The organism is Achromobacter xylosoxidans A8 (genome assembly GCF_000165835.1).
In the GTDB taxonomy this organism is placed as follows: Bacteria; Pseudomonadota; Gammaproteobacteria; order Burkholderiales; family Burkholderiaceae_B; genus Achromobacter; species Achromobacter xylosoxidans_B.
On record NC_014640.1, the window covers coordinates 5,653,648 to 5,679,107 of the forward strand.

Annotated in this window: 25 protein-coding genes; 21 read left to right on the top strand and 4 right to left on the bottom strand. The window is 67.3% G+C overall.

The annotated features are described in order from the left end of the window. Nucleotides 1-28 precede the first annotated feature (28 nt). From AXYL_RS26135 to cyoD, 12 genes are all read left to right on the top strand, one after another. Nucleotides 29-1,318 carry an MASE1 domain-containing protein gene (locus AXYL_RS26135; protein ID WP_013395882.1) on the top strand — a complete coding sequence of 430 codons (1,290 nt, stop codon included), beginning with the start codon at nucleotides 29-31 and terminating at the stop codon, nucleotides 1,316-1,318. Further along, nucleotides 1,308-2,849, top strand: a complete 1,542-nt coding sequence (locus AXYL_RS26140; RefSeq protein WP_013395883.1) for an acyl-CoA-binding protein — start codon at nucleotides 1,308-1,310, stop codon at nucleotides 2,847-2,849. Before AXYL_RS26135 ends, AXYL_RS26140 begins: the two co-directional genes overlap by 11 nt. 28 nt (nucleotides 2,850-2,877) lie before the next feature. Then, nucleotides 2,878-3,303 (top strand): DUF2946 family protein, encoded by a 426-nt coding sequence (locus tag AXYL_RS26145; RefSeq protein ID WP_013395884.1) that lies wholly within the window; start codon nucleotides 2,878-2,880, stop codon nucleotides 3,301-3,303. Nucleotides 3,304-3,364: 61 nt separating this feature from the next. Then, nucleotides 3,365-3,988, top strand: coding sequence for an SCO family protein (locus AXYL_RS26150; RefSeq protein ID WP_013395885.1), 624 nt, complete (start codon nucleotides 3,365-3,367; stop codon nucleotides 3,986-3,988). Between the two features lie 28 nt (nucleotides 3,989-4,016). After that, nucleotides 4,017-4,511 (top strand): copper chaperone PCu(A)C, encoded by a 495-nt coding sequence (locus AXYL_RS26155; RefSeq protein ID WP_013395886.1) that lies wholly within the window; start codon nucleotides 4,017-4,019, stop codon nucleotides 4,509-4,511. A 250-nt stretch (nucleotides 4,512-4,761) separates the two neighbouring features. Then, entirely contained in the window at nucleotides 4,762-5,121 is a 360-nt protein-coding gene (locus AXYL_RS26160; RefSeq protein ID WP_013395887.1) for a DUF4148 domain-containing protein, read from the top strand. Nucleotides 5,122-5,355: 234 nt separating this feature from the next. Further along, on the top strand, nucleotides 5,356-6,558 hold the full coding sequence (locus tag AXYL_RS26165; RefSeq protein ID WP_013395888.1) for an ATP-binding protein: 1,203 nt from the start codon (nucleotides 5,356-5,358) through the stop codon (nucleotides 6,556-6,558). A 5-nt stretch (nucleotides 6,559-6,563) separates the two neighbouring features. Next, nucleotides 6,564-7,115: a response regulator transcription factor gene (locus AXYL_RS26170; protein WP_013395889.1), complete on the top strand. Its 552-nt coding sequence runs from the start codon at nucleotides 6,564-6,566 to the stop codon at nucleotides 7,113-7,115. Between the two features lie 258 nt (nucleotides 7,116-7,373). Further along, the gene (gene cyoA / locus AXYL_RS26175; protein ID WP_013395890.1) at nucleotides 7,374-8,282 is read left to right on the top strand and encodes a ubiquinol oxidase subunit II; all 909 of its coding nucleotides are present in this window, start codon (nucleotides 7,374-7,376) and stop codon (nucleotides 8,280-8,282) included. A 2-nt stretch (nucleotides 8,283-8,284) separates the two neighbouring features. Beyond that, nucleotides 8,285-10,261, top strand: coding sequence for a cytochrome o ubiquinol oxidase subunit I (gene cyoB, locus AXYL_RS26180; protein ID WP_013395891.1), 1,977 nt, complete (start codon nucleotides 8,285-8,287; stop codon nucleotides 10,259-10,261). 3 nt (nucleotides 10,262-10,264) lie between these two features. Next, nucleotides 10,265-10,879, top strand: coding sequence for a cytochrome o ubiquinol oxidase subunit III (gene cyoC, locus AXYL_RS26185; RefSeq protein WP_013395892.1), 615 nt, complete (start codon nucleotides 10,265-10,267; stop codon nucleotides 10,877-10,879). Continuing rightward, nucleotides 10,879-11,229 carry a cytochrome o ubiquinol oxidase subunit IV gene (cyoD, locus tag AXYL_RS26190; protein ID WP_013395893.1) on the top strand — a complete coding sequence of 117 codons (351 nt, stop codon included), beginning with the start codon at nucleotides 10,879-10,881 and terminating at the stop codon, nucleotides 11,227-11,229. The genes cyoC and cyoD overlap by 1 nt, the downstream gene beginning before the upstream one ends. 82 nt (nucleotides 11,230-11,311) lie before the next feature. On the opposite strand, the gene AXYL_RS26195 is transcribed toward cyoD, so the two are convergent. Continuing rightward, complete coding sequence (locus AXYL_RS26195) at nucleotides 11,312-13,828, bottom strand: ankyrin repeat domain-containing protein (protein WP_013395894.1); 2,517 nt, start codon at nucleotides 13,826-13,828, stop codon at nucleotides 11,312-11,314. A gap of 178 nt (nucleotides 13,829-14,006) precedes the next feature. Here AXYL_RS26195 and AXYL_RS26200 point away from each other — a divergent pair, with 178 nt between their 5' ends. Further along, the gene (locus AXYL_RS26200; protein ID WP_013395895.1) at nucleotides 14,007-14,639 is read left to right on the top strand and encodes a nitrogen fixation protein NifQ; all 633 of its coding nucleotides are present in this window, start codon (nucleotides 14,007-14,009) and stop codon (nucleotides 14,637-14,639) included. A gap of 9 nt (nucleotides 14,640-14,648) precedes the next feature. Here AXYL_RS26200 and AXYL_RS26205 read toward each other — a convergent pair whose 3' ends face one another. Continuing rightward, a complete protein-coding gene (locus tag AXYL_RS26205) occupies nucleotides 14,649-16,733 on the bottom strand; it encodes a TonB-dependent receptor (RefSeq protein ID WP_013395896.1) in 2,085 nt (694 codons plus the stop codon). Between the two features lie 78 nt (nucleotides 16,734-16,811). Here AXYL_RS26205 and AXYL_RS26210 point away from each other — a divergent pair, with 78 nt between their 5' ends. The 3 genes from AXYL_RS26210 to AXYL_RS26220 all read left to right on the top strand — a co-directional run bounded on the left by AXYL_RS26210 (nucleotide 16,812) and on the right by AXYL_RS26220 (nucleotide 18,288). Continuing rightward, nucleotides 16,812-17,027, top strand: a complete 216-nt coding sequence (locus AXYL_RS26210) for a SlyX family protein (RefSeq protein WP_013395897.1) — start codon at nucleotides 16,812-16,814, stop codon at nucleotides 17,025-17,027. Nucleotides 17,028-17,313: 286 nt separating this feature from the next. Then, a complete protein-coding gene (locus AXYL_RS26215; RefSeq protein ID WP_013395898.1) occupies nucleotides 17,314-17,670 on the top strand; it encodes a DUF4148 domain-containing protein in 357 nt (118 codons plus the stop codon). A gap of 237 nt (nucleotides 17,671-17,907) precedes the next feature. After that, nucleotides 17,908-18,288, top strand: coding sequence for a hypothetical protein (locus AXYL_RS26220; protein WP_013395899.1), 381 nt, complete (start codon nucleotides 17,908-17,910; stop codon nucleotides 18,286-18,288). Between the two features lie 138 nt (nucleotides 18,289-18,426). Here the strand turns inward: AXYL_RS26220 and AXYL_RS26225 are convergent, their stop codons facing one another. After that, nucleotides 18,427-20,727: an NADP-dependent malic enzyme gene (locus AXYL_RS26225; protein ID WP_013395900.1), complete on the bottom strand. Its 2,301-nt coding sequence runs from the start codon at nucleotides 20,725-20,727 to the stop codon at nucleotides 18,427-18,429. 107 nt (nucleotides 20,728-20,834) lie between these two features. Between AXYL_RS26225 and AXYL_RS26230 the strand changes: the two genes are divergently transcribed. The 5 genes from AXYL_RS26230 to AXYL_RS26250 all read left to right on the top strand — a co-directional run bounded on the left by AXYL_RS26230 (nucleotide 20,835) and on the right by AXYL_RS26250 (nucleotide 24,931). Beyond that, nucleotides 20,835-21,803, top strand: coding sequence for a LysR substrate-binding domain-containing protein (locus tag AXYL_RS26230; protein ID WP_013395901.1), 969 nt, complete (start codon nucleotides 20,835-20,837; stop codon nucleotides 21,801-21,803). A gap of 106 nt (nucleotides 21,804-21,909) precedes the next feature. Next, the gene (locus AXYL_RS26235; protein WP_013395902.1) at nucleotides 21,910-22,458 is read left to right on the top strand and encodes a hypothetical protein; all 549 of its coding nucleotides are present in this window, start codon (nucleotides 21,910-21,912) and stop codon (nucleotides 22,456-22,458) included. After that, on the top strand, nucleotides 22,455-22,949 hold the full coding sequence (locus tag AXYL_RS26240) for a hypothetical protein (protein ID WP_013395903.1): 495 nt from the start codon (nucleotides 22,455-22,457) through the stop codon (nucleotides 22,947-22,949). Before AXYL_RS26235 ends, AXYL_RS26240 begins: the two co-directional genes overlap by 4 nt. Before the next feature lie 136 nt (nucleotides 22,950-23,085). After that, nucleotides 23,086-23,892, top strand: coding sequence for an AraC family transcriptional regulator (locus AXYL_RS26245; RefSeq protein ID WP_013395904.1), 807 nt, complete (start codon nucleotides 23,086-23,088; stop codon nucleotides 23,890-23,892). A gap of 82 nt (nucleotides 23,893-23,974) precedes the next feature. Beyond that, nucleotides 23,975-24,931: a DMT family transporter gene (locus tag AXYL_RS26250; protein ID WP_013395905.1), complete on the top strand. Its 957-nt coding sequence runs from the start codon at nucleotides 23,975-23,977 to the stop codon at nucleotides 24,929-24,931. Here AXYL_RS26250 and AXYL_RS26255 read toward each other — a convergent pair. Beyond that, a complete protein-coding gene (locus AXYL_RS26255; protein ID WP_013395906.1) occupies nucleotides 24,918-25,400 on the bottom strand; it encodes a MarR family winged helix-turn-helix transcriptional regulator in 483 nt (160 codons plus the stop codon). The two genes, AXYL_RS26250 and AXYL_RS26255, sit on opposite strands and share 14 nt — an antisense overlap. Nucleotides 25,401-25,460: the final 60 nt, after the last annotated feature.

Consider the following 25,460-nt stretch of genomic DNA (forward strand, 5'->3'; position numbering starts at 1 on the left):
CAATGCGCCAGCAAGGACCCTCATGGGAATGAAAGACTCGTCCAGAAGAAACCCGCTCTGCCTGCTGTGGGCCATCCCCTACCTGCTTTGCGGCTGGTTCTCGCATCTGCTGAACGACCCGGTCAGCCATGCTTCGTTCGTGTGGCTGCCGCCCGGCGTGGCGGTCGGCGCCTACCTGCTGACGCGGCGCCGCGACTGGCCCTTGCTGCTGCTCGGCTTCTTCTGCGCGCAGTTGCTGCTGACCCTGGTCTGGCGCGGCCAGCCCATGACCGCGGTGGTGTTTGCGGTCACGGGCAGCCTGTCTTCGATGCTGGCCGCCTGGACGGTGCAGCGGCTGTCGCCGCGCAGGCACGGGCCTGGCTTCGTGGCCGCGCTGCTGGCCGGCGCCGTGGCCGGCGCGGCCTGCAGCGCGCTACTGGGCGGCGGCTGGCTGTGGCTGACGCAGGAGGCCGGCGCGCTGCTGCGGCTGCGCACCTGGGTGGTGGCCTATCTCGCCGGCATACTGATCCTGGCGCCGGCCTTCACGGGCTGGGCTCAGTTCCGCCCGCGCCGCTCCGGCGGCCCGCGCTTGCGCGACTTCGTGCTGGGGGCCGTGGCCTACGCGCTAATGATCGTGTCGACCTTCATGACCTTCGACGGCGACATGATCCGCAATCTGCCCTACGTCGTGTCGTTCGAGCTGACCTATCTGCCCCTGGTGTTCGCGGTGCTGATCGCGCTGGTATGGGGACCGCAAGGCGGCACGCTGGCGATGGTCACCTTGATGGTGATGGCGCTATACCAGAGCGCCCAGGGCGAAGGCCCCTTTGTCGAGGCCAATGATCCCTGGCACGTGCTGCTGGCCACCCAGGTCTACCTGGTGGTCACGGCGCTCTTGCTGCTGCTGGTCAACACCTTGCGCAGCGCCCGCGAGCAGGCGCAGGCCGACGCCGAGCAATGGCGCGGCCGCTTCGACCTGGCGCTGGCGGGCAGCCATCAACTCATGTACCGCTACGATCCGCATGACGGCGCGCTGGAGCTGGCGGGCGACCTGCAGGACGCGTTCGGGCTGTCCGCCGGCGCCATCGCCGACCTGGACTCGCTGCTGGCGCTTGCCCACCCGGACGATCGCGCCCGCCTGTCGATGCACTGGGCGGCGCGGCGCGCGGGCGCGCAGGACCGCACACCGCTGCCGTTCCGGCTGGCGCATGCCGACGGAGGCTGGCGCGTCGTCAGCGACCGCGGCTCGCCGCTGGCCGACTTCGACGGCAGCGTCGCGGTCGTGGCGGGCATGTGGCGCCTGGGAGAAATCGAGCGCGAGCCGGCCGATGTCCGCTAGCCCAGACAATTCCGGCACCGCTGCGCTGCTGATCCATGGCCTGGGCGGAACCCAGTACGACCTGGGATCCATGCACAAGGTGCTCAGGCGCGTCGGCATCGACACGCACAGCCTGACCCTGCCCGGGCACGGCACCACGCCGGAAGACCTGGTGTCGGTGCGCGCGGAGGCCTGGTTGGACGCCGTGACCGCCAAATACCATGAGATCGCCGACCGCTACGACACCCTGCACGTGATGGGCATGTGCCTGGGCGCGCTGCTGGCGGTCGAACTCTGCAAGCGGGTGGGCCACAAGAAGGGCAAGCTGGTATCGCTGGCCGCGCCGGTATTCATCGACGGCTGGAGCACGCCCTGGTATCGCGGCCTGCGCAAGCTGGTCTACCGCATTCCGGGCCTGGGCGCGCGCATGCGGGTCGAAGAGGAAGAGCCCTACGGCATCAAGAACGAACTGGTCCGCTCCATCGTCAAGGCCAAGTTCGAACGCGGCGAGAACTTCCACTACCGCTGGGTGCCGCTGGCCTGCGTGCGCGAAGTCGACCGGCTGCGCGGCTTCGTCAGGCGCGGGCTGGACCGCATCGGCTGCCCCACCCTGATCGTGCACGCCCACGAAGACGAGCTCACCTCCGTGCGCTCGGCCCATCTGCTGCACCAGCAGATCGCCGGCAGCCGGCTGGTGCTGCTGGACAACAGCTATCACATGATCTGCGTGGACAACGACCGCGACCGGGTCGCAGCCAATGTGCTCGAATTCATGGATCAGGATCCCGCCGCGGCGCAACCCGCGCGCGCCGCCGGACGCGCCGCCCCCATGGGCGCGGAGGACGTCGAACGTCTGCTCGAGGCCTACCGCGGTTCGCTGCTGGCTGGGAAATTCGAATTGCTGTTTCCCTTGTTCGCCGAGGACGTGGTCTGGAACGAGGCAGGCGACAGCCCCATCAGCGGCGTCTATGAAGGCCGCGGCGCGCTGATCGACCTGTTCTCGCGCCTGATGGACTACTCGCGCAACACTTTCGCCATCCAGGGCGTGGGCCCGCCCGCCCCCGCCGGCCGCTCCATCGCGCTGCCGCTGAGCTACCAGGTGCAGGACGGCGCGCAGTTGCATATGGGCGGCGCCACGCACACGCTGCGCCTGCGCAACAACGCCATCTCCAAGGTCAACGCCCAGGCCGACGACCCCACGCGCGACGATGCCATGTGGCGCCGGCTGGCCGCCGCCAGCGGCCGGGAGCCCGAGGGCGACGCCATCGACGCGGACACCCAGGCCCTGACGGCCGAAGCGCTGCCCGACGCCTTTGAAGCCGCGCTCATCGAGCGGCGGGCCCTGGCCCGCGAACCTTCGGCCGCCATCGCCATCCGGCTGTACGCCTGCGAGCAGCAGGCGCGCCACGGCGATGCGCCGGCCTCGCCCGAACCCGGCGCGACGCCGCTGGACCAGGTGCGGCACGCCGCCTGGCAACGGCTATCCGGCTTGCCGGCCGATCAGGCGCAGCGCCGCTACATCGCGCTGGTGCGGCGCTTGGACGCAGCCTGACGGCCTGCCTGCACACTAGAATACCGCCATGTCCCGCCTGACCCGCCTCCAGCACCTCGGCAGCGCCGCGCGCGCGCGGGGCGTGCTATGGCTGGCACTCCTGGCCCTGGCGCTACGCGCCCTGGTGCCCGCGGGCTACATGCCCGACGCCCGGGCGTTGCACGATGGCCGGCTGGAAGTCACCTTCTGCTCGGCCGCCGGCGACCTGTCGGCGCTGACGCTGGCGCTGTCGCCCGGCGACAAGAACAAGGCCGGACACGAAGCCGCCGAGGCCGGCGCGCTCTGCCCCTTCGGCCTGCTGGCGCATGTGGCGCCCGCGCCCGCTCCCGCGCTCACTCCCCTGCTGCTGGCCGCCGGCCGGCATGCGCTACCGGCGCCCGCGCGCGACGCGCCCCCCGTCCGGACCGCCTCGGGTCCGCCTCTCGGTTCCCGCGCCCCGCCATTCCTCGCCTGACTCCGCCTGCACGCGCGGCCCCGCCGCGCCCCTGGACGAACCGTCAACCGACGAGGTTTTCATGCATTCCCCCCTTCTGCGCGCGCCCGCTGGCGCGCCGCGCGCCCACGCGCCCGATCCGCGGCGCCGCCTGCTGCTGTCCTCTTTCGCCCTGCTGGCCCTGGCGGGCTGCGGCCCCGATGCGCCCAAGCTGCACGGCATGGACCTGTCCGGCATGCCGGCCGGCGACTTCCAGCTACAGGACACCGAGGGCCGCGAACGCCGGCTTGCCGACTACGCCGGCCAGCCGGTCATGCTGTTCTTCGGCTTCACGCAGTGCCCGGACATCTGCCCCACGGCGCTGACCCGCGCCGTCGAGATCAAGAGCCTGCTGGGCGCGGATGCCAAGAAGCTGCGCGTCCTCTTCATCACCGTCGATCCCGAGCGCGACACGCCGGAAATCCTGCGCGCTTATACCCAGGCTTTCGACCCGGATTTCGTCGGCCTGCGCGGCAATGCCGAGCAGACGCGCGCCGCTGCCCAGTCGTTCAAGGTCTTCTACCAGAAGGTCGCGACCGGCTCGTCCTACACCATGGACCACACCGCGCTGACCTACGTCATCGACGCCAGCGGCAAGCTGCGCATCGCCCTGCGCCACCAGCAAAGCGCGCAGGAATGCGTGGACGACCTGCGCACCGTGCTCTGACCCAAACCTATATATAGAGGCAACCATCATGAAAAAATCCGCGATCAAGTCCCTGGCGGCCGCCGCCTTCACCGTCTGCGCCCTGGCGGGCGCCCACCCCGCCGCGCTCGCCCAGGACGCCGCCCTGAAGGTGGACGACGCCTGGGTGCGCTCCACGGTGCCCAGCCAGCACGCCACCGGCGTCTTCATGCGACTGACCTCCGCCAATGCGGGCCGCCTGGTCGGCGTGGAATCGCAGGCCGCCAAGCATGTGGAAATCCATGAAATGGCGATGCAGGACAACGTCATGAAGATGCGCCAGGTGCCCGGCATCGCCCTGCCCGCAGAGCAGGCCGTGGAACTCAAGCCCGGCGGCTACCACGTGATGCTGATCGACCTGGCCGGCCAGATCTCGCCGGGCGACCACGTCGCCCTGACGCTCATCGTCGAGGACGCCGACAAGCGCCAGCGCCGCGTGGCGGTGGACGCGGTGGCGCGCCCGCTGAACGCGGCGGCCGCTCCCGCCGCCGGCCACGGCCACTGAGGCCCTGCCCGCAGCGTCCCCATGAAAGTGGCTTGACAGCAGTACTGCACGGCTGAAACAGCTTCCTTGCAACAAGGCCGCCCGCGGTGCAACGCCGCGCCGCGCGCCGGGTCGAATTGGAAAAGGCCCGGCGCGCCCTCGCGGTGCGCCCGGCCAGGCTTTCCCCGCATCCAGGAATCGTCCGCAAGCAGCATCGCGAACGAAGGCGCGGCCCTCCACGGCCGCAAGCTTTGATTGCCAGGAGCGTTTCATGAAGACCCTCAGCAGGACCTTATTGCTATGCGCCGGCTTGGCCGCCGCCGGGGCCGTCCAGGCCCAGACCACGCAGTACTCTCGCGATCTCTATGGTGACTGGCAGGTGTCCCGCACCGCCCCCGCCGCCAAGACCTCGGCCCAGGTCAGCGCCGAACTGGCCCAATCCAAGGCCGACGGCCAGTACTCGTTCGGCCAGGAAGACTACCCTCCTCCCGTCATGTCCCACCAGAGCGAAACCCGCGCCCAGGTGGAACAGGAACTGCAGCAGGCGCAGATCCAGGGGCAGATGGCGTCCGACCAGGAAGACTATCCTCCCCCCGCGATGGCCCACAGCGGCACCTCTGATATCCATTAATACAGAGGCGAGGCGACGGCAGACCCGGGCAGTTGGTGCGCATATCAGGGACGCATCATTCGCCCGCTGACCGGCGGCGGCTCCTGATTCGCCATACAATGCCTGCACATCCACCGCCGGCCTCCCCGCAGGCGCGGCGGCAGCCGGCCCCGCCGCCGCGCCCCGGATGCCAGCGTTCCGCGCAGCCGGGCGCCCGTAGCCGCCGGCAGCCAGCCGGCACCTCTGTGTCTGGATATGCCCGGTAGTTCCGCCTTTTCATTCCTGCGTACCCTCTGCAGCCTGCGCTGGCTCGCCATCGCGGGCCAGGCCGCCACCATCCTGCTAGCCAGCAGCGTCCTGGGCCTGGCCCTGCCGCTCGAGCCGCTGTGGATAGGCGTCGGCGCGCTGATCGGCTTCAACGTCTACGCCAGCCTGCGCCTGCGCCAGCGGCGCGACCTGTCCCACGCCACCGCCTTCGGCCATCTGTTCGTGGACATGGCGGTGCTGGCCTGGATGGTGGGCTGGAGCGGCGGCATCAGCAATCCGTTCGGCATGATGTTCCTGATCCTGACCGCGCTGGCGGCCCTGGCGCTGCCGCGCAACTGGGCGCTGGCCGCGGCGGTGGCGGGCATCTCGGGTTACGCCGTGGCCGCGATCTTCGGCCAGCCCCTGCGCGGCGACGTCGACACCCATACCCTGCTGCTCTGGGGCATGGGCGCCAATTTCCTGATTTCCGTGGTGGTGGTGCTGGTGTTTTCGACCCGCCTGGCCTCGGACCTGCGCGACCGCGAGCGCGAGCTGGCGCGGCTGCGCGAACGCTTCACCCGCAACGAAGGCATCGTCGCCCTGGCTACCCACGCCGCGGCGATGGCGCACGAACTGAACACGCCGCTGGCGACCATGACCCTGCTGGCCGACGAGATCGCCGCCGAGGTCAAGGACGAGGACCTGCGCGCCGACGTCTCCACCCTCAGCCAGCTGCTGGCCCTGTGCCGGGAACGTATCCGCAATCTGGCGGTCCCAACCGCGGTGGATCTGGTCCGCGTGGTGGGGCAATGGCGTTTGATCCGGCCGACCATCGACCTGCAACGCTCGGGCACCCTGCCCGGCCGCTTGCGGGTCGATCCGGCCATCGCCCACTTGCTGCAGGCCCTGCTGAACAATGCGGCGGACGCTGGCGAAGCCGCCGACGTGCCGCGCGTGGACCTGCATCTGGAGTACGGTTATGGCGCCCTGCGCGGCGAAGTCAGGGACTACGGACGGGGTTTCGATCCCGACCAGACCCTGCTGCCGGCGACCAGCCTGTTCAACAGCGGCAAACCGGGAGGGCTGGGCGTGGGCCTGGCGCTGTCGCACGCCACGGTGGAACAGATGGGCGGCGAAATGACCATGACCGCCGCCGAGGAAGGCGGCACGCGTATTCGCTTTTACCTCCCGCTGGGGAGTACCGGGACTTGAGTGCAATGAACCCAACCGATCTTGGCCTGCTGATCGACGACGACGAACTGTATGTGCGCACCTTGCAGCGCAGCCTGTCGCGCCGCGGCCTGGAAACCCGAACCGCCACCGGCATCGCCGAGGCGCTGCGCGTGGCCGAGGAAATCCGCCCCGCCTTCGCCCTGGTGGACCTGCGCCTGGGCGAGGACTCCGGCCTGACCCTGATCCGTCCGCTGCGCGCCTTGCGCGCCGACATGCGGATCCTGCTGGTCACCGGCTACGCCAGCGTGGCCACCGCGGTCGAGGCCATCAAGCGCGGTGCGGACGACTACCTGCCCAAGCCCGCCACGGCGCCCATGATCCTGCGCACGCTGGGCCTGGTAAAGCCGGAAAACGTTACGATCGAAACCACCATGACGCCCTTGCACCGCCTGGAATGGGAGCACATCCACCAGGCCCTGCACGAAACCGGCGGCAATGTTTCGGCGGCGGCGCGCCTCTTGGGCATGCATCGGCGCTCCCTGCAGCGCAAGCTGGCCAAGAAACCGGGGCCGGAACGCGAAGTCCTCGTGGACTGATTTGTGCGGATGCGACAAAACGTCGCATCCTACACATGCGGTGGTGCGACATATCGTCGCACCCGGGAACCTGGGGGCAGCCTCCTGCTCCCCTAGGAAAACCCTGAATCTGCCCCCCTTGGGGCGGAATCCTCCCAGGCAATGCGACCATTCGTCGCATGCTTGACCCAAATCAAGCCGATAGGATGGACGTTGCTGCCTAGCAGCATTCCAGTCTGCTGCTTTGCAGCATTTTCCACCTTCCATCCAAGGCTGTACGTGAAACACCCCCTCCTTGCGACCCTTACGCGCATTCTCAGCGTCGGCGCGGTCATGCTGCTTGGCGGCTGCAACATGGAAATCCTCTCCCCCAAGGGAGATATCGGCATCCAGGAAAGGACTTTGCTGTTCACGACGACCGGGCTCATGCTCATCGTCGTGATTCCGGTCATTGTCATGATCCTGGCCTTTGCCTGGAAATACCGCGCATCCAACACCAAAGCTGACTACCAGCCCAAGTGGGCCCACTCCACGGCAATCGAAGTCGTGGTCTGGACCGTCCCTTGTATCATCGTGGCCATCCTGGCCGTGATCACCTGGCGCTCGACGCACGCGCTGGATCCCTACAAGCCGCTCGTGTCCGAACACAAGCCGGTGACCATCGAGGTGGTCTCCCTGGATTGGAAGTGGCTGTTCATCTACCCCGAGTACGACATCGCCACGGTCAACGAGATCGCCTTCCCGGTCGATGTTCCGGTCAACTTCCGGATCACCTCGGCCACGGTCATGAACTCGTTCTTCATCCCCCAGCTGGGCAGCCAGATCTACTCGATGGCGGGCATGGAGACCAAGCTGCACCTGAACGCGCGCGAAGCCGGCACCTATGCGGGCATCTCGGCCAACTACAGCGGCGCCGGCTTCTCCGGCATGCGCTTCAAGGCCATCGCCATGTCTCAGGAAGGGTTCGACAACTGGGTCAAGGATGCCAAGGCCGCCCCGACCGCGCTGACCCCCGAGGTCTATGCGGAACTGGCCAAGCGCAGCGAGCGCAATCCGGTCGTCAAGTACTCCTCGGCGCCGCCCGCCATGTTTGATTTCATTCTTGGCAGCACCATGACCAAGATGGCCGGCGTGGACTCCGCCACGTGCACCCCCACGTCGAACAATCTGATCGCAGGAATTAACTAACAATGCTCGGGAAACTCACCCTCGAGGCCATTCCGTACCATGAACCCATCGTCATGGTTACGCTGGCCGCCGTGTGCCTGGGAGGCCTAGCGGTCTTCGGCGCCATCACCTACTTCCAGAAGTGGAAGTATCTCTGGACGGAATGGCTGACCTCGGTCGACCACAAGCGCATCGGCGTGATGTACATCATCGTCGCCCTGATCATGCTGCTGCGCGGCTTCGCCGACGCCATCATGATGCGTACCCAGCTGGCGGTCGCGTCCGCCGACTCGGCCGGCTTCCTGCCGCCGCACCACTACGACCAGATCTTCACCGCCCACGGCGTCATCATGATTTTCTTCATGGCGATGCCCTTCATCACCGGGCTGATGAACATCGTGGTGCCGCTGCAGATCGGCGCCCGCGACGTGGCCTACCCGTTCCTGAACTCGCTGAGCTTCTGGCTGTTCGGCGCCGGCGTCGCGCTGATGATGATCTCGCTGTTCGTGGGCGAATTCGCCGCGACCGGCTGGCTTGCCTATCCGCCGCTGTCCGGGCTGGACTACAGCCCAAGCGTGGGGGTGGATTACTACATCTGGGCGCTGCAGATATCGGGGCTGGGCACCACGCTTAGCGGCATCAACTTCATCGTGACCATCCTGCGCATGCGCGCGCCGGGCATGAGCCTGATGAAGATGCCGATCTTCACCTGGACCTCGCTGGTCACCAACGTCCTGATCGTCGCCGCCTTCCCGGTGCTGGCCGCCACGCTCGCGCTGTTGACGATGGACCGCTACCTGGGCACGCACTTCTTCACGAACGACATGGGCGGCAACGTCATGATGTACGTGAACCTGATCTGGATCTGGGGCCACCCCGAGGTCTACATCCTGGTGCTGCCGGCGTTTGGCGTGTACTCGGAAATCGTGGCCACCTTCGCCCGCAAGACCCTGTTCGGCTACAAGTCCATGGTCTACGCCACGGCCGCCATCGGCGTGCTGTCGTTCCTGGTCTGGCTGCACCACTTCTTCACCATGGGAGCGGGGGCCAACGTCAATGCCTTCTTCGGCATAGCGACAATGATCATCTCGATCCCGACGGGCGCGAAGATCTTCAACTGGCTGTTCACCATCTACCGCGGCCGCCTGCGCATCACCACGCCGGTGCTGTGGACGCTGGGCTTCATGATCGTGTTCGTCATCGGCGGCATGACCGGCGTGATGCTGGCCATCCCCGGCGTGTCCTTCGTGCTGCACAACAGCCTGTTCCTGATCGCCCACTTCCACAACACCATCATCGGTGGCGTGGTGTTCGGCTGCATCGCCGGCATGACCTACTGGTTCCCCAAGGCGTTCGGCTTCACGCTGAACGAGCGCCTGGGCCGCTACTCGTTCTACTGCTGGTTCGTCGGTTTCTTCATGGCCTTCATGCCCCTGTACATCCTGGGCTTCAAGGGCATGACGCGTCGCCTGAACCACTACGACAATCCCGAATGGCAGCCCTACCTGCTGGTCGCGCTGGCTGGCGCCGCGCTGATCATGCTGGGCATCTGGTTCCTGCTGCAGCAAGTGTTCGTCTCGGTTCGCCAGCGCAAGCAGAACCAGGACGTCACCGGCGATCCCTGGGATGGCCGCACGCTGGAATGGGCCATCTCTTCGCCCGCGCCTTTCTACAACTTCGCCCACGTGCCGCACGTTGACTCGCTGGACCAGTTCTGGGAAGACAAGCAGAACGGCAAGGCCTACAAGCGCCCGGCCAAGTACGAAGACATCCACATGCCGCGCAACACCGCCATGGGCGTGGTTATCGGCGCCTTTGGCCTGGTCATGTGCTTTGCGCTGATCTGGCACATCTGGTGGCTGTCCATCGTCGGTTTCGTCGGCATGGTCGGTTCGTTCATCGTCCGCGCCTATGACCGCGACGTCGACTACTGGGTCCCGGCCGCGGAAGTCGAACGCATCGAAAACGCTCACTTTGACAAAATGCAGAAGGCCGCCTGAGCCATGATTCAAGCCGTAGCCACTCACCCCCACGCGGGTCACGACGATCACGCGCATCACGACGATGGATCCAAGACCGTATTCGGTTTCTGGGTCTATCTGATGAGCGACTTGCTGATCTTTTCGGTGCTGTTCGCCACGTTCGCGGTGTTGTCCAACGCCACCGCGGGCGGCCCGACCGGCAAGGAACTGTTCGACCTGAAGTTCGTGCTGGTCGAAACGCTGTTGCTGCTGTTCTCCAGCTTCACCTTCGGCATGGCCAACCTGAACGTGCACGCCAACAACAAGAGCCGCGCCATGGGCTGGTTGATGGTGACGTTCCTGTTCGGCGCGGGCTTCATCGCGATGGAAGTCTATGAATTCCATCACCTGATCACCGAAGGCGCCGGCCCGGGCCGCAGTGCGTACCTGTCGGCGTTCTTCACGCTGATCGGCACGCACGGCCTGCACGTCACCTTCGGCCTGATCTGGATCATCGTCCTGCTGGACATGATCCGCCGCCATGGCCTGGACTCGATCAACAAGCGTCGCCTGGCGTGCCTGAGCCTGTTCTGGCACTTCCTGGACATTGTCTGGATCTGCGTCTTCACCTTCGTCTATCTCATGGGAGCCCTCTGATGTCGCACTCCGCTGCGGCCGCACACGGCCACGACGATCACGCCGCCGACCACGGCAGCCTGAAGTCCTACATCATCGGTTTCGTGCTCTCGCTGCTTCTCACCTTCGGCTCCTTCGGCCTGGTGATGAACGGCGGGCTGTCCCACACCATCACCATCATCGGTGTGGTGGCGCTGTGCGTGCTCCAGTTGCTGGTGCAACTGGTGTACTTCCTGCACATGGGCGCATCGAAGTCGGCCCGCGACAACCTGGCCACGTTCGTCTTCACCTTGATGATCATCTCCATCATCGTCGGCGGCTCCGCCTGGGTGCTGTACAACATGAACGTCAACATGGGTCACGCCATGTAATGACGGCTTGCCGTTGAAGCAAAAAAACAGGCGCCTCAGGGCGCCTGTTTTCTTGTGCGGCAATCCCGCGAACGCGCCGGTCTCAGGGCGCAGGCCGCAGGTTCAACGTCACGTTGGCGCGGCGCGCCAGTTCACTTGCGCTCAGGCCCACGAAAGGCTGCACGCGCGAACGCTGGTTCGGGTCGCAGGCGGACGCGGCCCCGGCGCCGTCCAGCACCTGCCGGACGGCGCGCGCGCCGGCCGGTCCCAAGGGGCTGCCGTCCTGGCTCAGTTGCCAGGCCAGCATGTCCGCCACCGCCGCGCCGCAGCGCCAGGGTGTGCGGTACAGGCCGGCGTCGTGCTCCAGCAGCATTTTCGCCTTGGCCTCCTGCCCCAACCTCAGCATGATGACCAGCGGCAATGCGTCGGCGCCGGCCACGCCTTGGATACGAATGCCTTGATCGGTGCGATCCGAGACATCGGCGCCCGCTCGCAGCCATTCCAGGTACAGGTCGTCCGGCAGCCACGGCAGGCTCAGCGGTGCGATGCGGTTGGCCTGCACGCCGGTCGCGTCGGATGCCTGCGTCAGGGGCACGCCGGCGGCCAGCAGGCGCGCGGCGGTGTCGCGCAGCCGGGCGCGCAGCCCCTCCCATTGCGGGCCGTTCTGTTTGACCGCCGCGCGGATCTCGACCTGGTTCCACACGCTCAACAGGCTGGACAGCGACTCCGGCGTCAGCGGCGCTTGCGGCTTGCCTGCGGCCTGGGCCAGTTGGTCCACCAACGCGGGCTGTATGTAGCGCACCGCCAGGCCCAGCGCTTCGCTCAAACCGTTGCGTTCCAACGCCTTGCCCGCGCCGTAGCCGCCCACGGCGGGATCCGCGCCATGGGCCAGCGCGAAACTCACCCGTTCGGGGATCGGATAGGCCACAGCGGGCGCCAACTCGCCGCTGAGCGATTCGCGCAAGGCTTCCAACAGCGGCGTTTCCCACATGGCGCGGTTGCCGTAGTACATGCGGACATAGGCGGCGTTGATGTCCGCGCCCTTGGCCAGCAGCTTCTCGGCGAACCAGAAGTTCTTCGGACTTTGCATGGCGGCGTGCAGCAACGAGCGCCCGTTCTTCTCGCGGGCGTTCGGGTTGGCGCCCTTGTCCAGCAGATAAAGCAGATTGTCCTTGTCGCCGCTGTAGTAGGAGATTCGCCGCATCAGCAACGGCGTGCCGCCGCTGTCCACCGCATCCACGGGCGCGCCCGCCGCGATCAGGGTGTCGGCCAGCGCATAGCGCTCGGCGGCCGGGCGCGTGTCCTGGCCGTCCGGCAGCGCGCTGGCCAGTAGCGGGTGGCCTTTGTTGGGGCCATCGGCCTTGGCGCCCGCAGCCAGCAGGATCCGCACGATCGCGAGCTGCTTGCGCGATACCGCCGCGGCCAGCGCCGATGTGCCGTTCTCGTTAACGCCGTCGGGGTCCTGCCCGCGCGCCAATTCGGCCTGTACCGCGGTCGCATCGCCCGCCTGGATCGCCTGGAAGATGGCCAGGCGCGGCCGGCAGGCCGCCGCGTCCAGGGCCGGGACGCTCAGCGCCCCCGCGATGCGACTGGAGATATTTCCGGGGATGGGCTCCTGCGCGGCCAGCCTGCGCGAACAATACTGGCGGTAGTCCTCGCGCGCCAGGGCCTCGAAGTAGCCGCGCTTCTCGCCCGCCCGTCCTGCCTGCTTCCAGCGGGCGTCGGCGCGGTTCAGAAAGGCGGCAGTGCGCGCCGGATCGCGCCGCAGCACCTCGCCAAGGATCAGGTCGGCCTCCTGCGCCTCGCCCGACTCGGCCAGCCAGAAACCGTAGTCGTTCAACGCGGTCAGTACCTGCGCATCCTTGCCAGCAGGATCGATCTCGCGATAGTCCTGCAGCAGCACGTAGCGGCGCAACGCGGCCAGCGCGGCGCCGAACTCGGCAGCCTTGGCGCGCGGAACGGCGCGCGCCGCCTGGTGCAGGGCCAGAAAGCCGGCCTGCGCGTCCACCGGCGCCCGCTGCTCGAAGCGCACCTGCGCCGGAAAGGTCTTCAGGCGGTTGGGATAGTCCAGCAACGCCGGCCGCAGCGCGGACGCAATGGCAGCCTTGCGCACATCGTCCCAAGGGCGGGTGCCGGTCACCACCGCAAGCGCGCCGTCCGCGGCCACCTCATAGGCCTCGCCCGTCGCGTCCACCAGAAAGCCCGCGGCGCGCGCCTCGTCCGCATCGTTGTAGGAATAGCCGACCCAGTAATGCGTCTCGCCGTTGCGCGGCGTCCTGACGCTCACCCGTTCCTCGCGCGACGCCTTCCAGGAAACCGGATCTATCGCCAGTGGCGCGGAACGGAAATCCAGCTTGAACTCCTTGCCCGTCTCGCGCACGTATCGGTACAGGTACAGCCGGTTCTCCAGTTGGCCCACCAGCACCGCGTCCTTGACGTTCTCGCTGCCCCACACGCGCCTCTCCGGTTCCTGCAGCGGATAGCGCGACAGCCGGCTGGCCTCGATGACTGCGCCGATGTCGAAAGCCCTGGCCGGCTGCGGCATGGCTGCAAGGCCGGCCAGCGCCAGCGCAACGGCGCCGCACAGGCGGGAAACGACGGGACGGAAGGAACGCGGCATGCGGAAGCTTCAGGGGACGGATAGGAAGGGGCCGATGATACGCGCCTTCCCGCGCCAATCTGGCAAGCCCCGCCATCGGTGCTTTACCGCAAAGACTGCGGACAACTTTCGTTATATATTCGACAACATAACGCTTTCATTAACAGCTTAATTATTCTGCGCCCAACGCTCCTCCGCCATGCACGCCGTTTCCATCGCCCCCACAGCCGCCCCGGCCTGTAGCGCCGAACCCACCCTGCGGTTCGCCAGCGCGCTGCTGCGCCATGCGCCGCCCGGCCATCCCGACGCGGGGTTCTTTGCCACCGTCATCGGCAAGAGCCTGGCCTGCGGCGACCTGGGACGCAGCGGCCTGTCGTCGCGGGAACTGGAAGGGCTGATCGCGCGCCTCTTTCCCGGCGCGCTGACGGGCCATGATTCCGCGCTGGCCGCCTTGCGCGAGCAGGCCGCCATCTACCCCGCCCGCAACATGGATGCGGCCCAGGCGGAATTCATGCCTCTGCTGCGCGCGCTGCTGGACACCTGGGCCGCGCCCGGCGCAAGCACCACGCCCTGGGTCAGCAGCGTGCTGGCGCACGCCTGTCTGCGGCCCGACCATCTGTGGCGGGACCTGGGCCTGTCCGGCCGCGAAGACGTGACCTTCCTGCTGGCGCGCCACTATCCGGGACTGGTGGTGCGCAATGTGCGCAACCTGCGGTGGAAGCAGTTCCTGGCCTATTCCGCCTGTGAGCAGGCGGGCCTGCCGCCCGCCGCCGCACCCGGCTGTCCGGCCTGCGAAGACTACGGTTTCTGCTATCCGGACATGCCGGACTGAACGCCAGCTTCAGAACCGGTAGGTCGCGCCTACGCCCATTCCCAGGCTGCGTCCGGCCGCCGGTTCGTAATAGCGTCCGTTGGTCTCGTTGACGATCACGGACCCGGCATAGCGCCGGTCGAACAGGTTATCCACACGCCCGTAGGCGTTCAGCTCCCAGGCCCCCGCCTTGAGCACGTAGCCCGCGCTCAGCGCCGCCACGAAGTAGCCGGGCGCATCGCCGTCGTTGGCGTCGTTCACATAGATCTTGCTGAGGAAACGCCCTTCCACCGAGGCCTGCCAGCCTTCGGGCGGCGCCCAAGCCAGCGAGGCATAGGCGGCCTGGCGCGCGATGCCGGGGATCTTGTTGCCGGCGCGGATATCGCCTGGCCCGTCGTCGGCATAGCGCGCATTCAGCCAGGTATAGGCGAGCTGCGCGCGCCCATGGCGCGCGAATTCGCCCGACCAGCCCAGTTCCACGCCGTCGCGCCGCGTGCGGCCGGCGTTCTGGTAGGTGGTCCGTCCGCCCGTGCTGCCCGCGGACACGATCTCGTCGTCGGTGCCGGTATGGAACACGGCGGCCGTCAGCAGGCCGCCCGCCATGCTGGCCTTCACGCCGGCTTCCAGATTGGTGCTGAGCGCGGGCGCCAGGCCGAAATTCAGGCCCGGCTGGCCGCCAGGACGGTAGGAGATCTCGTTGAGCGTTGGCGTCTCGAACCCCCGGCCATACGAAGCATAAAAATTCAGATCGGAATTCGGCGCATAGCGGATGGCTGCTACCGGCAAAGCCTTGCGATAGCGCGCGTCGCCGCTGTCGTCGGCATTGCCGGACACGATGTAATGGTCGTTGGAATCGAAGCTGACGGTGCTGTAGCGCAGACCCGCGTCCAGCGTCCAGCGCTCTGACATCTGCCAGGAGGCCTGCAGGTAAGGATCGGCGTTGTAGACGGTATTGGTTTCGTCGCGCCTGAGCGCGCCCTGCACGCCCAGTTGGCGGTTGGCGCCCTCGCCGCTGAAGTTCTGGTAGCCCTTGCGGTCTTCGCGCATGGAATCGTAGGCAAAGCCGCCGATCAGGGTCAGCGGCCTGCCCGCCATCGCCAGCTCGGAGGTCCAGCGCAGGTCCGCGCCGCCGTATTGCCGTTTCAGGTCGATGACGCCTCCAGCCTGGGTCGGCGCCATCTGCGCGGCAGGGGGGATCGCCTGGAATTGCGTGGTGTCGCGCTGGCCGTAATAGACCATCACCCGCAAGGTGTTGCGGCTGTCCACCATGCGCTCGTAGACCGCCCCGCCCTGGGTCTGCCTGACCGTCTTGCGGGTGTCGAACTGTTCGGCCAGGGGAGCCGCGCGCGGGTCGTCCTGGAATTGTTGGTACGTCAATCCCAGCGGATCTTGCGCCTTGAGGTCCACGCTATTGGCCACGATGGTCAGCCGGCTGGCGTCGTCCAGTTGCAGGCCCAGCTTGGCATTGGCCAGGTTCTTGCGCGCGGCGCTGTGGTCGCGGTAGCCGTCGGTGGTGAAACGCGTCAGGTCCAGCACGTAGTCCAGCCCGCCGTTGGCGCCGTTGGCGCGGGCGCCATGGCGCCATGTGCCGTAGCTGCCGCCCCAGCCGCTGGCCGTGAGCGACGGCGGTTCCACCCCGTCTTCGGTAAACACCTGGATCACGCCGCCCGAGGAATTGCCGTACAGCGCCGAAAACGGGCCGCGCAGCACTTCGACGCGGCCGATGGAACCGATGTCGATGTTCGACGTCTGCCCTTGCCCGTCCGGCATGGTGGCCGGTATGCCGTCCACGTACAGGCGCACGCCGCGCACGCCGAAGGTGGAGCGCGCGCCGAAGCCGCGGCTGGATATCTGCAGGTCCTGCGCGTAATTCTGGCGGTTCTGGATCTGCAGCCCGGGCACGCCGGCCAGGCCTTCGGACAGGTTGATGCCCGGCTGCTGCAGACGCATGGCCGCGCCTTCCACCACGTTCACCGAGGCCGGCGTGTCCAGCACCGAGGTGCCCAGGCGCGTCCCCGTCACCACCACCGCGGGCATCAGCGGTTCCGCCTCCTGCGCCCAGGCGGCCCCCGCTGGAAACGAGGCCAGCAGGCCATGCACGGCCCAACGCCCCATGCCCGTAAGCCACCACTGCCGCTGCGCCAAACACGCCTCCTGTAGGGGCCGCGGCGGGAATCGGTTCTAATACCCGCCATGGATAACTCGCAAGACATCGAACGCCGCCTGCTGGAGCTGGAGGTCAAGGCCAGCTTCTCGGACGACATGCTGGAACAGCTCAACCAGATCATCGTGCGCCAGCAACAGCAGATAGACCGGCTGATGCGTGAAGTGGCCGACCTGCGCCAGCAGACGCCCGAGGGCGGCGCCGCCTTCCGCAGCCTGCGCGACGAAATACCGCCGCACTACTGATACCGGCCGCGCCCGCCGCGCCGGTCTTCCCCACCTGCATCCAAAACCTCAGGGAACTACCGCGTTCCAGGCCTTCGTTCGCCTGGATAAAGCGTCCCTAATTCCATCCATGGAAAATATATCCTAAGAAAACGCCTATCTTTCCACTGATGGGAATATCTTTTACCAATACAAGGGTTTATCCCTACTCCGATTCAGCGCACTATTGAGCCATCGGGAAACAGCAACGAACCAGACGGATAGGCCGCCGATTCGCTCCCAAAGCTCTTGAAATCGGAGATTTACCATGAAGACCCTCGCTACCGCTTTGATGATGTCCCTGGCCGCGCTGAGCGCCGGCGCCTACGCCGCCTCGCCCAACATCGAACCCAACAACGTTCCGTTCCAAGGCGTCTACGGCACGCCGTATGAAGGCCCGACCCGCGCCCAGGTGCAAGCCGAACTGGCTGCCGCCAAGGCTGCCGGCCAGATGGCCGAAGTGGAACCGAACAACGTGCCGTTCCAAGGCGTCTACGGTACGCCCGCCACCGGCAAGACTCGCGCTGAAGTGCGCGCCGAACTGGCTGCCGCCCGCGCCGCCGGCCAGATGGCCGACGTGGAACCGAACAACGTGCCCTTCCAAGGCGTCTACCACGCCAACTGAGCGCACGCGGATTTACCCCTCCCCTTGTTGTACCTTGGCCGCCAGCATCTGGCGGCTTTTTTTCGTCTGTATGAAAGGCGGCTGCCGTGCTGCATAACACCGCTCTTTCTGCCTCGCAGTGTGGCCTCAAGGCAAAAACCGCCAGTTTCAGTCCGCCGCGCAAAGCACTGTTCCATCTGTTCGCGTACTATCGCCCCAAGATCAGGCATAACACTACGACTCAACAGGGAGCCCATCTTGAAACACACCCGCGTTCTCGCCTCTTTGCTGGTGGCTTGCGGCATCGCCGCGCCGGCGCTCGCCGCGCCTCCGGTGATGCTGAACAATGCCATCATCACGCAGATCCCCAAGGGCGATCAGCCCTCGTTCCACGAAGCCGTGGCGCAGTCGCTGAACAGCTCGGCCGACGGCCAGCGCACCCAGTGGAGCAGCACGCACCAGCCTAAAAAGGCCCCGCCCATCACCGTGCAGCTGACGCCCACGCAGACCAGCAAGGTCAAGGATGATCGCCTCTGCCGCTTCCTGGTCGGCGATTTCGCCCGCGGCGCCACCACGGAAAAATGGCAGTTCTGGTTCTGCAAGCAGCCCGACGGCACCTGGAAGGCCAGCAGCAACTAAGACTGCGCTGCGCTGAATTCCGGCGCGAGACCAACTTCTGCGTCAGCGCAAAAAAAGCGTGCCGCTCCATCATGGAGCGGCACGCTTTTTTTTTGCGCCGTGTCCGCGCGCGCCGAATAGGCGCGCGCAAGAACAGGATCAGGCCGAGGCTTCGGTCCGGTTGGCGTCCAGCACGGTCATCGCGGTCATGTTGATGATGCGGCGCACGGTGGAGCTGGAGGTCAGGATGTGCACCGGTGCATTGGCGCCCAGCAGGAACGGACCCACCGCCACGTTGCCGCCCGCGGCCGTCTTGAGCAGGTTGTAGGCGATGTTGCCCGAGTCCACGTTCGGGCACACCAGCAGGTTGGCCTGGCCCTTGAGCGAAGACGAGGGCAGGATACGCATGCGCAGCGCTTCATCCAGCGCGCAGTCGCCATGCATCTCGCCGTCGATCTCCAGGTCCGGCGCGGCCTGGCGCACCAGTTCCAGCGCGCGGCGCATCTTCGCGCCCGAGGCCGAACTGCCCGAACCGAAGTTCGAACGCGACAGCAGCGCGACCTTGGGCGCCAGGTTCATGCGGGCCATTTCCTGCGCCGCCATCACCGTGAACTCGGCGATCTGCTCGGCCGAGGGCTCGTCATTGACGTGCGTGTCCACCAGCACCACCGTACGCTCGTTGAGCAGCAGGATGTTCATGGCGGCGTACACATTGTGGCCAGGGCGGCGGCCGATGACTTCGTCCACGAAGCGCAGGTGGTCGTGATACGCGCCCACCGTGCCGCAGACCATGCCGTCGGCATCGCCCAGGTGCACCATCATCGCGCCGATCAGGGTCAGGCGGCGGCGCATTTCCACGCGCGCCATTTCCTTGGTGATGCCGCGGCGGCACATCAGTTCCCAGTACGTGGTCCAGTACTGGTGGAAGCGCTCGTCGTATTCCGGGTTGGTGACTTCGACGTCCTCGCCCAGGCGCAGGCGCAGGCCGAACTTCTCGATGCGCGACAACAGGACCGCGGGACGGCCCACCAGGATGGGACGGGCCAGGCCTTCGTCCACGATCACCTGCACCGCGCGCAGCACGCGTTCGTCTTCGCCTTCCGTGAACACGATGCGCGCCTTGCCGCCTTCGCGCACGATGCGCTTGGCCGCCGAGAACAGCGGCTTCATGAAGGCGCCCGAGTGGTACACGAACTGCTGCAGCTGTTCTTCGTAGGCTTCCAGGTCCGCCAGCGGACGCGTAGCCACGCCGCCTTCCATCGCGGCCTTGGCCACGGCAGGGGCGATGCGCACGATCAGGCGCGGATCGAAAGGCTTGGGAATCAGGTACTCAGGGCCGAACGAAATATCGTAGGTGCCATAGGCCGCCGCCACCACTTCGTTCTGCTCTTCCTCGGCCAGCTCGGCGATGGCGTAGACCGCCGCCTTTTCCATTTCGCGGGTGATGGTGGTGGCGCCCACGTCCAGCGCGCCGCGGAAGATGTAGGGGAAGCACAGCACGTTGTTGACCTGGTTCGGATAGTCCGAACGGCCGGTCGCCATGACGACGTCGTCGCGCACCGATTGCGCCACTTCCGGCAGGATCTCGGGCGTGGGATTGGCCAGCGCCAGGATCAGCGGGCGCGGACCCATCGCCGCGACCATCTCGGGCTTGAGCACGCCGCCGGCCGACAGGCCCAGGAATACGTCGGCGTCCTGGATCACTTCGGCCAGCTTGCGGGCCTCGGTCTTCTGCGCGAAGCGCGCCTTGTCCGGGTCCATCAGCACGGTGCGGCCTTCGTAGACCACGCCTTCGATGTCGGTGACCCAGACGTTTTCCAGCGGCAGGCCCAGGTCCACCATCAGGTCCAGGCAGGCCAGCGCGGCGGCGCCTGCACCGGAAGTCACCACCTTGACCTGCTTGATGTCCTTGCCCACGACCTTCAGGCCGTTGATGAAGGCGGCCGAAACCGTAATGGCCGTGCCGTGCTGGTCGTCATGGAAAACGGGGATCTTCATGCGCTCGCGCAGCTTGCGCTCGACGGTGAAGCATTCCGGGGCCTTGATGTCTTCGAGATTGATGCCGCCGAAGGTGGCTTCCAGGCCGGCGATGATCTCGACCAGCTTGTCCGGGTCGGTCTCGTTGATTTCGATGTCGTACACGTCCAGGCCGGCGAACTTCTTGAACAGCACCGCCTTGCCTTCCATCACCGGCTTGGAGGCCAGCGCGCCGATGTTGCCCAGGCCCAGCACCGCGGTGCCGTTGGTGATCACGCCCACCAGATTGCCGCGGCCGGTGTAGCGGTACACATTGGCCGGATCGGCCACGATTTCTTCACAGGCTGCCGCCACGCCAGGCGAGTACGCCAGGGCCAGGTCGCGCTGGTTGACCAGCGGCTTGGACGCCACGACGGAGATCTTCCCCGGGGTGGGGAACTCGTGATAGTCCAGTGCTGCCTGGCGGTCCGATTGCGTATTCATGGGGCAGAGCCTCCTTGTCTTGATATAGGAAAAATTCTAGGCTTCAATACATAAGCAGATCATTACTTTTTAATATCGTTCCATAATCTTTATCTTATGCATTGCCTATGACAGCCTTTGATCCGGACCTCGTTATCCGGAAACTGACCTCGCGGCTGAAGATGCGCCACCTGGTGCTGCTGCTGCAGATTGAGCAGCACGGCTCACTGACCCGGGTAGCCGAGCACATGGCCACCAGCCAGCCCGCCGTGACCAACGCCCTGGCGGAACTGGAAAGCATGTTCGACGTGCCCCTGTTCGAACGCTCGGTGCGCGGCATGACGCCCACGCCCCTGGGCGCGGTGGTGCTGGCGCGGGCCCGCGCCCTGGTCCACGACCTGGGCCATCTGGTCCAGGAAATGGAGGCCGTGGCGGCTGGCCACGCCGCCCATCTGCATATCGGCGTCATCCCTTTCGTGTCCGGACAGATGCTGTCGTCCGCCATCAGCCGCACCCTGCCCCAGGGCCGCCGCATTACCGCCACCATCCACGAAGGCCAGGGGCCAGCGCTGCTGCGGCAGTTGCGCGACCACACCCTGGACATGGTGGTGGGCTGGGCCACGCCCTCGGTCGACATGGAAAACCTGGGTTTCGAAGTGCTGTACCACCAGCAGCCGCGCCTGATCGCCAGCCGCCGGCTGGCCGCCCGCCTGGGCCGGTCGAAGCTGGAATGGAACCGGCTTGCCGACCTGGACTGGATCCTGGGCACGCCGGACAGCCCGATCCGCGAGCAGGTGTCCGAGATCTTCCTGCGGGCCGGGCTGGCGCCCCCGACGCCGTCGGTCCAGAGCGATTCGTCCAAGCTGATCGGCGAAATGATCGTGGCCAGCGACCGCGCCGTCGCCATCCTGCCCGCCGACATCGCCGACGAACTGGTGCGTATCGCCGGCGCGGCCATCGTGCCGTATTCCTTCGACTGGACCCTGCCGCCTATTGCCCTGTTCACGCGCGCCGGAGACTTGCGCCGCAACGTCGACGCGCTGTTCGCCGCCGCGCTGCGCGAGGCCTACACCAAGGGTGCGCGCGCGTCCGTCTGAACCGCGCGCGGCAAGAGAATTGCCAACAAATGCAAATACGCTCGCGCCGCGGCGGCGCGCGCTCCTATACTTCCCGCGCCAAGCAACAAGCAGGAGGGCACGCAGTTTGTTCACACTTCCGCCTATCAACCCGGGCCGCGGCGCGATCGCCCTCATCGCTCTGGCCGCGCTCGCCGGATTGTCCGGCTGCAGTTCGCTGCTGAGCGAAGGCACGGGCGCCGCGGCCGGTATCGCCGGCACCGCCATCGCCAACAAAGTCACTGACAACGCCACCGTCGCCACCGGCATCGGCCTGGGCGTGCAGGCCGGCGCCAAGGCCGCGCTGGCCTATGCCCAACGCAAGACCCGCGGCGAAGAGCAGGACGCCATCGCCATGGCCGCCGGTCCGCTGGCAGTGGGCAAGGTCGCCAACTGGCAGGTCAAGCACCAATTGCCCATCGAAAGCGACGCGCAGGGCCAGGTCACCGTCAGCCGGCTGATCGGCGGCGTGAATCTGGAATGCAAGGAAGTGGTCTTCTCCATCGACACGCCCGCCGACAAGGCCGGCGCCGATCCGCTGCGCGAGTTCTACGTCACCACCGTCTGCCGCGACGGCGAGCACTGGCGCTGGGCCAGCGCCGAGCCCGCCACCGCCCGCTGGGGTTCCCTGCAGTGAGGCGCGCCGCAAGTCTGCTGGCGCTGGCCGCCTGCCTGGGACTGGCCGGCTGCCAGAGTTCCTCCATCGGCGGCGCCACCGGCGCCGTGGTCGGCACCATCAGCGGCGCCGCCACCGCCAATCCGGTGGCGGGCTACGCCATCGGCGTCACGGTGCAGGCGGCGGTGGACGCCACGGTGAAGTACGTGCTGCGCGAATGGAAGAACGACCAGCAGAACGTCATGGCCAATGCGGCCGGCGCCCTGCCCATCGGCCAGGTGCGGCAATGGGAAATCCGCCAACCGCTGTCCGTGGGCAATGAGCGCGGCGGCATCCAGGTGGTGCGCGACATCGCCACGCCACTGACCCATTGCCGCGAAGTGCTGTTCACGGTGGAGCAAAAGGACGCACCCGCGCCCGCCTATGCCAGCATGATCTGCCAACAGCCAGGCGGCCAATGGAAGTGGGCCGCGGCCGAGCCCGCGGTGGCGCGCTGGAACGGGCTGCAATAGCGTGAACGGCTGAGCGCCCACGCGCGGACCGCAGGAGCGCCTGCCGCAGGGTCGCCTGCCGCAGGATCGCCTGCCGCTTGCTCCCCCCAGGGCCGGCGGGCGATACTGCCCGCAAGCCCTTTCCTCTCCATTCCCCATGAGCCCAGGCCAGTTCGTCATGCAACGCAGTGCGCTCGCCGGCGTACAGGCCGTGGCCGCGCACAGCCGGCACGCGTTCGCGCGCCACACGCACGAGCAGTTCGGCATAGGCGTCATGCGCCAGGGCGCGCAGGTCTCGGCCAGCGGCCGCGGCCAGGTCGAGGCCGGCCCCGGGCACGTCATCACGGTGAACCCCGGCGAAGTGCATGACGGCGCCCCCATCGGCAACGGCGGGCGCGCCTGGCAGATGCTGTACCTGGATGCCGAAGTGGTGGCCCAGGCCGCGGCCGAACTGGGTGCAAGCGGGGCCAGCTACGAATTCGAACACCCGGCGCAGGACCGCCCGGCGCTGGCGCGCGACGTGCTGGCGTTGTATGCGCAGGCCACCGCCGGCTCGACGCCCCTGGCCTGCGACGCGCTGCTGCTGCGCATCCTGGCGCAGGCGCGCGACCGCGACGCAGCGCGCCTGGCCCGGCCGCCGCGCGCCGCTCCCGACGCCATCCGCCATGCCCGCGCCCTGATCGACGACGACCCGGCTGCCGCGCTGTCCCTGGCCGACTTGGCCGCGGCCAGCGGCCTCAGCCGCTACCAGGTGCTGCGGGCCTTTGCCCGCGACACCGGCCTCACACCTCACGCCTACCAGGTGCAACGCCGGCTGCTGCTGGCGCGCAGCCTGATCCGACAGGGCTCGCCCCTGGCCGATGCCGCAACCGCGGTCGGTTTCGCCGACCAAAGCCACATGACGCGGCTGTTCGTGCGCGCCTACGGCGTATCGCCGCGGCGCTACGCGCTGGCCGCCAGCTGAGCGCTGCAATTTCGTTCAAGACCCGGGCTCGCCGGCCGGCTTAGCCTGTGCGCCTTGCTATCACAAAGGCGTGGATCGGGTCATGAACAATCGGATGCGGGGCTATTGCTATCTGGCAGCCGCCATGGTGCTGGTGGGCAGCACGGTGGCCGCCAGCAAAATCATCGGAACGGGTTTGCCCCCCTTCACCGCGACCGCCCTGCGCTTCGCGATCGCCCTGCCCTGCTTCGTCCTGCTGATGGCATTGACCGGCGCGCGCCTGCCGCGGCTGGACCGGCGCGACTGGCTGCTGCTGGTGGCCCAGGCCACCGCCGGCAGCGTCGGCTACACCACCCTGCTGATCGCCGGCCTGCAGCGCGCATCGGCGGTGGACGGCGGCATCATCCTGGGCACCTTGCCGCTGGTGTCCGCCGCCATTGCCATGCTGCTGCTGGGCGAACGCCCCGGCAAGGCCACGTTGGCCGCCATCGTCGCGGCGGCCTTCGGCGTCTGGCTGATGATGCACCATTCGGCCGGCGCGGGCGGCGCGAGCTCGTTGGTGGGCAATGCGCTGATCCTGGGCGCAGTGCTGTGCGAGGGACTGTTCATCCTGTTGAACAAGCGGCTGCGCCAGCCGGTGGCGCCGCTGGCGCTATCCACGCTCATGACAGGTTTCGGGCTGGCGTTCTCGGCCGTGGCCAGCGTGGCGGAAGCACCCTGGACCCTGGGCCTGCCTGCGCCGGCCCTGGCCGCGGTAGCCTATTACGCGCTGGTGCCCACGGTAGGCGGTTTCCTGCTCTGGTATGCGGGCGCGGCCCGCGTCAACGGCGCCGAAGCCGCCTTGTTCACCGCGCTTGCACCGGTGTCGGCGGTGGCGCTGGCCGCCGGACTGCTGGGCGAATCCCTGGCTCCCGCGCAACTGGCGGGCATGGCTTGCGTGCTGGGCGCGGTGGTGGCGCTGGGCTGGTCCGGGGTCCGCTCGCGCGGCAAGCCGCCAAGCGCCGGACCCGAAGCTCCCCGCCACGGCGAGCAAGCTCACACAGGCCCTAGCCGCGGCTGAACGCCAGCGCGAACTCGTCGGAAAAAATATCGGCCAGCGAGCGCCGCAACGCGGCTGCCCGCTCGGCGCCATAGGCGGCCTCGAAGCGGCGCTGCGCGTCCTTCCACAGGCGCTTGGACTCGGCCAGCTTGGCGCGGCCCGCCTCGGTCAGCGCCACGCGGCGGCTGCGGCCGTCCAAGGGGTCGCGCGACATCTGCACGTAGCCGTCGCGCTCCAGGGGCTTGAGGTTGTGCGCCAGCGCCGAGCGGTCCAGCACCATGATGCGCGCCAGGTCCGTCATGGACGGCGTGCCGGCGCGCGCGATGTGCACCAGGATGGAATGCTGCGACACCTTCAGGCCGCAAGGCGCCAGCACCGTGTCGTACAGCTGCGAGACGCGCCGGGTGGCCTTGCGCAGCGCCGCGCCGTTGCAGATGAGCGGATCGGGCGCAATCGGGGCGGCTGTAGCGGCAGGCTGTTCGTCAGACATGAGAGGCGCAAAAAAAGTGGAGGACGGCAAGGACTCAACGCTACCGCCGGGTTGGGTCCG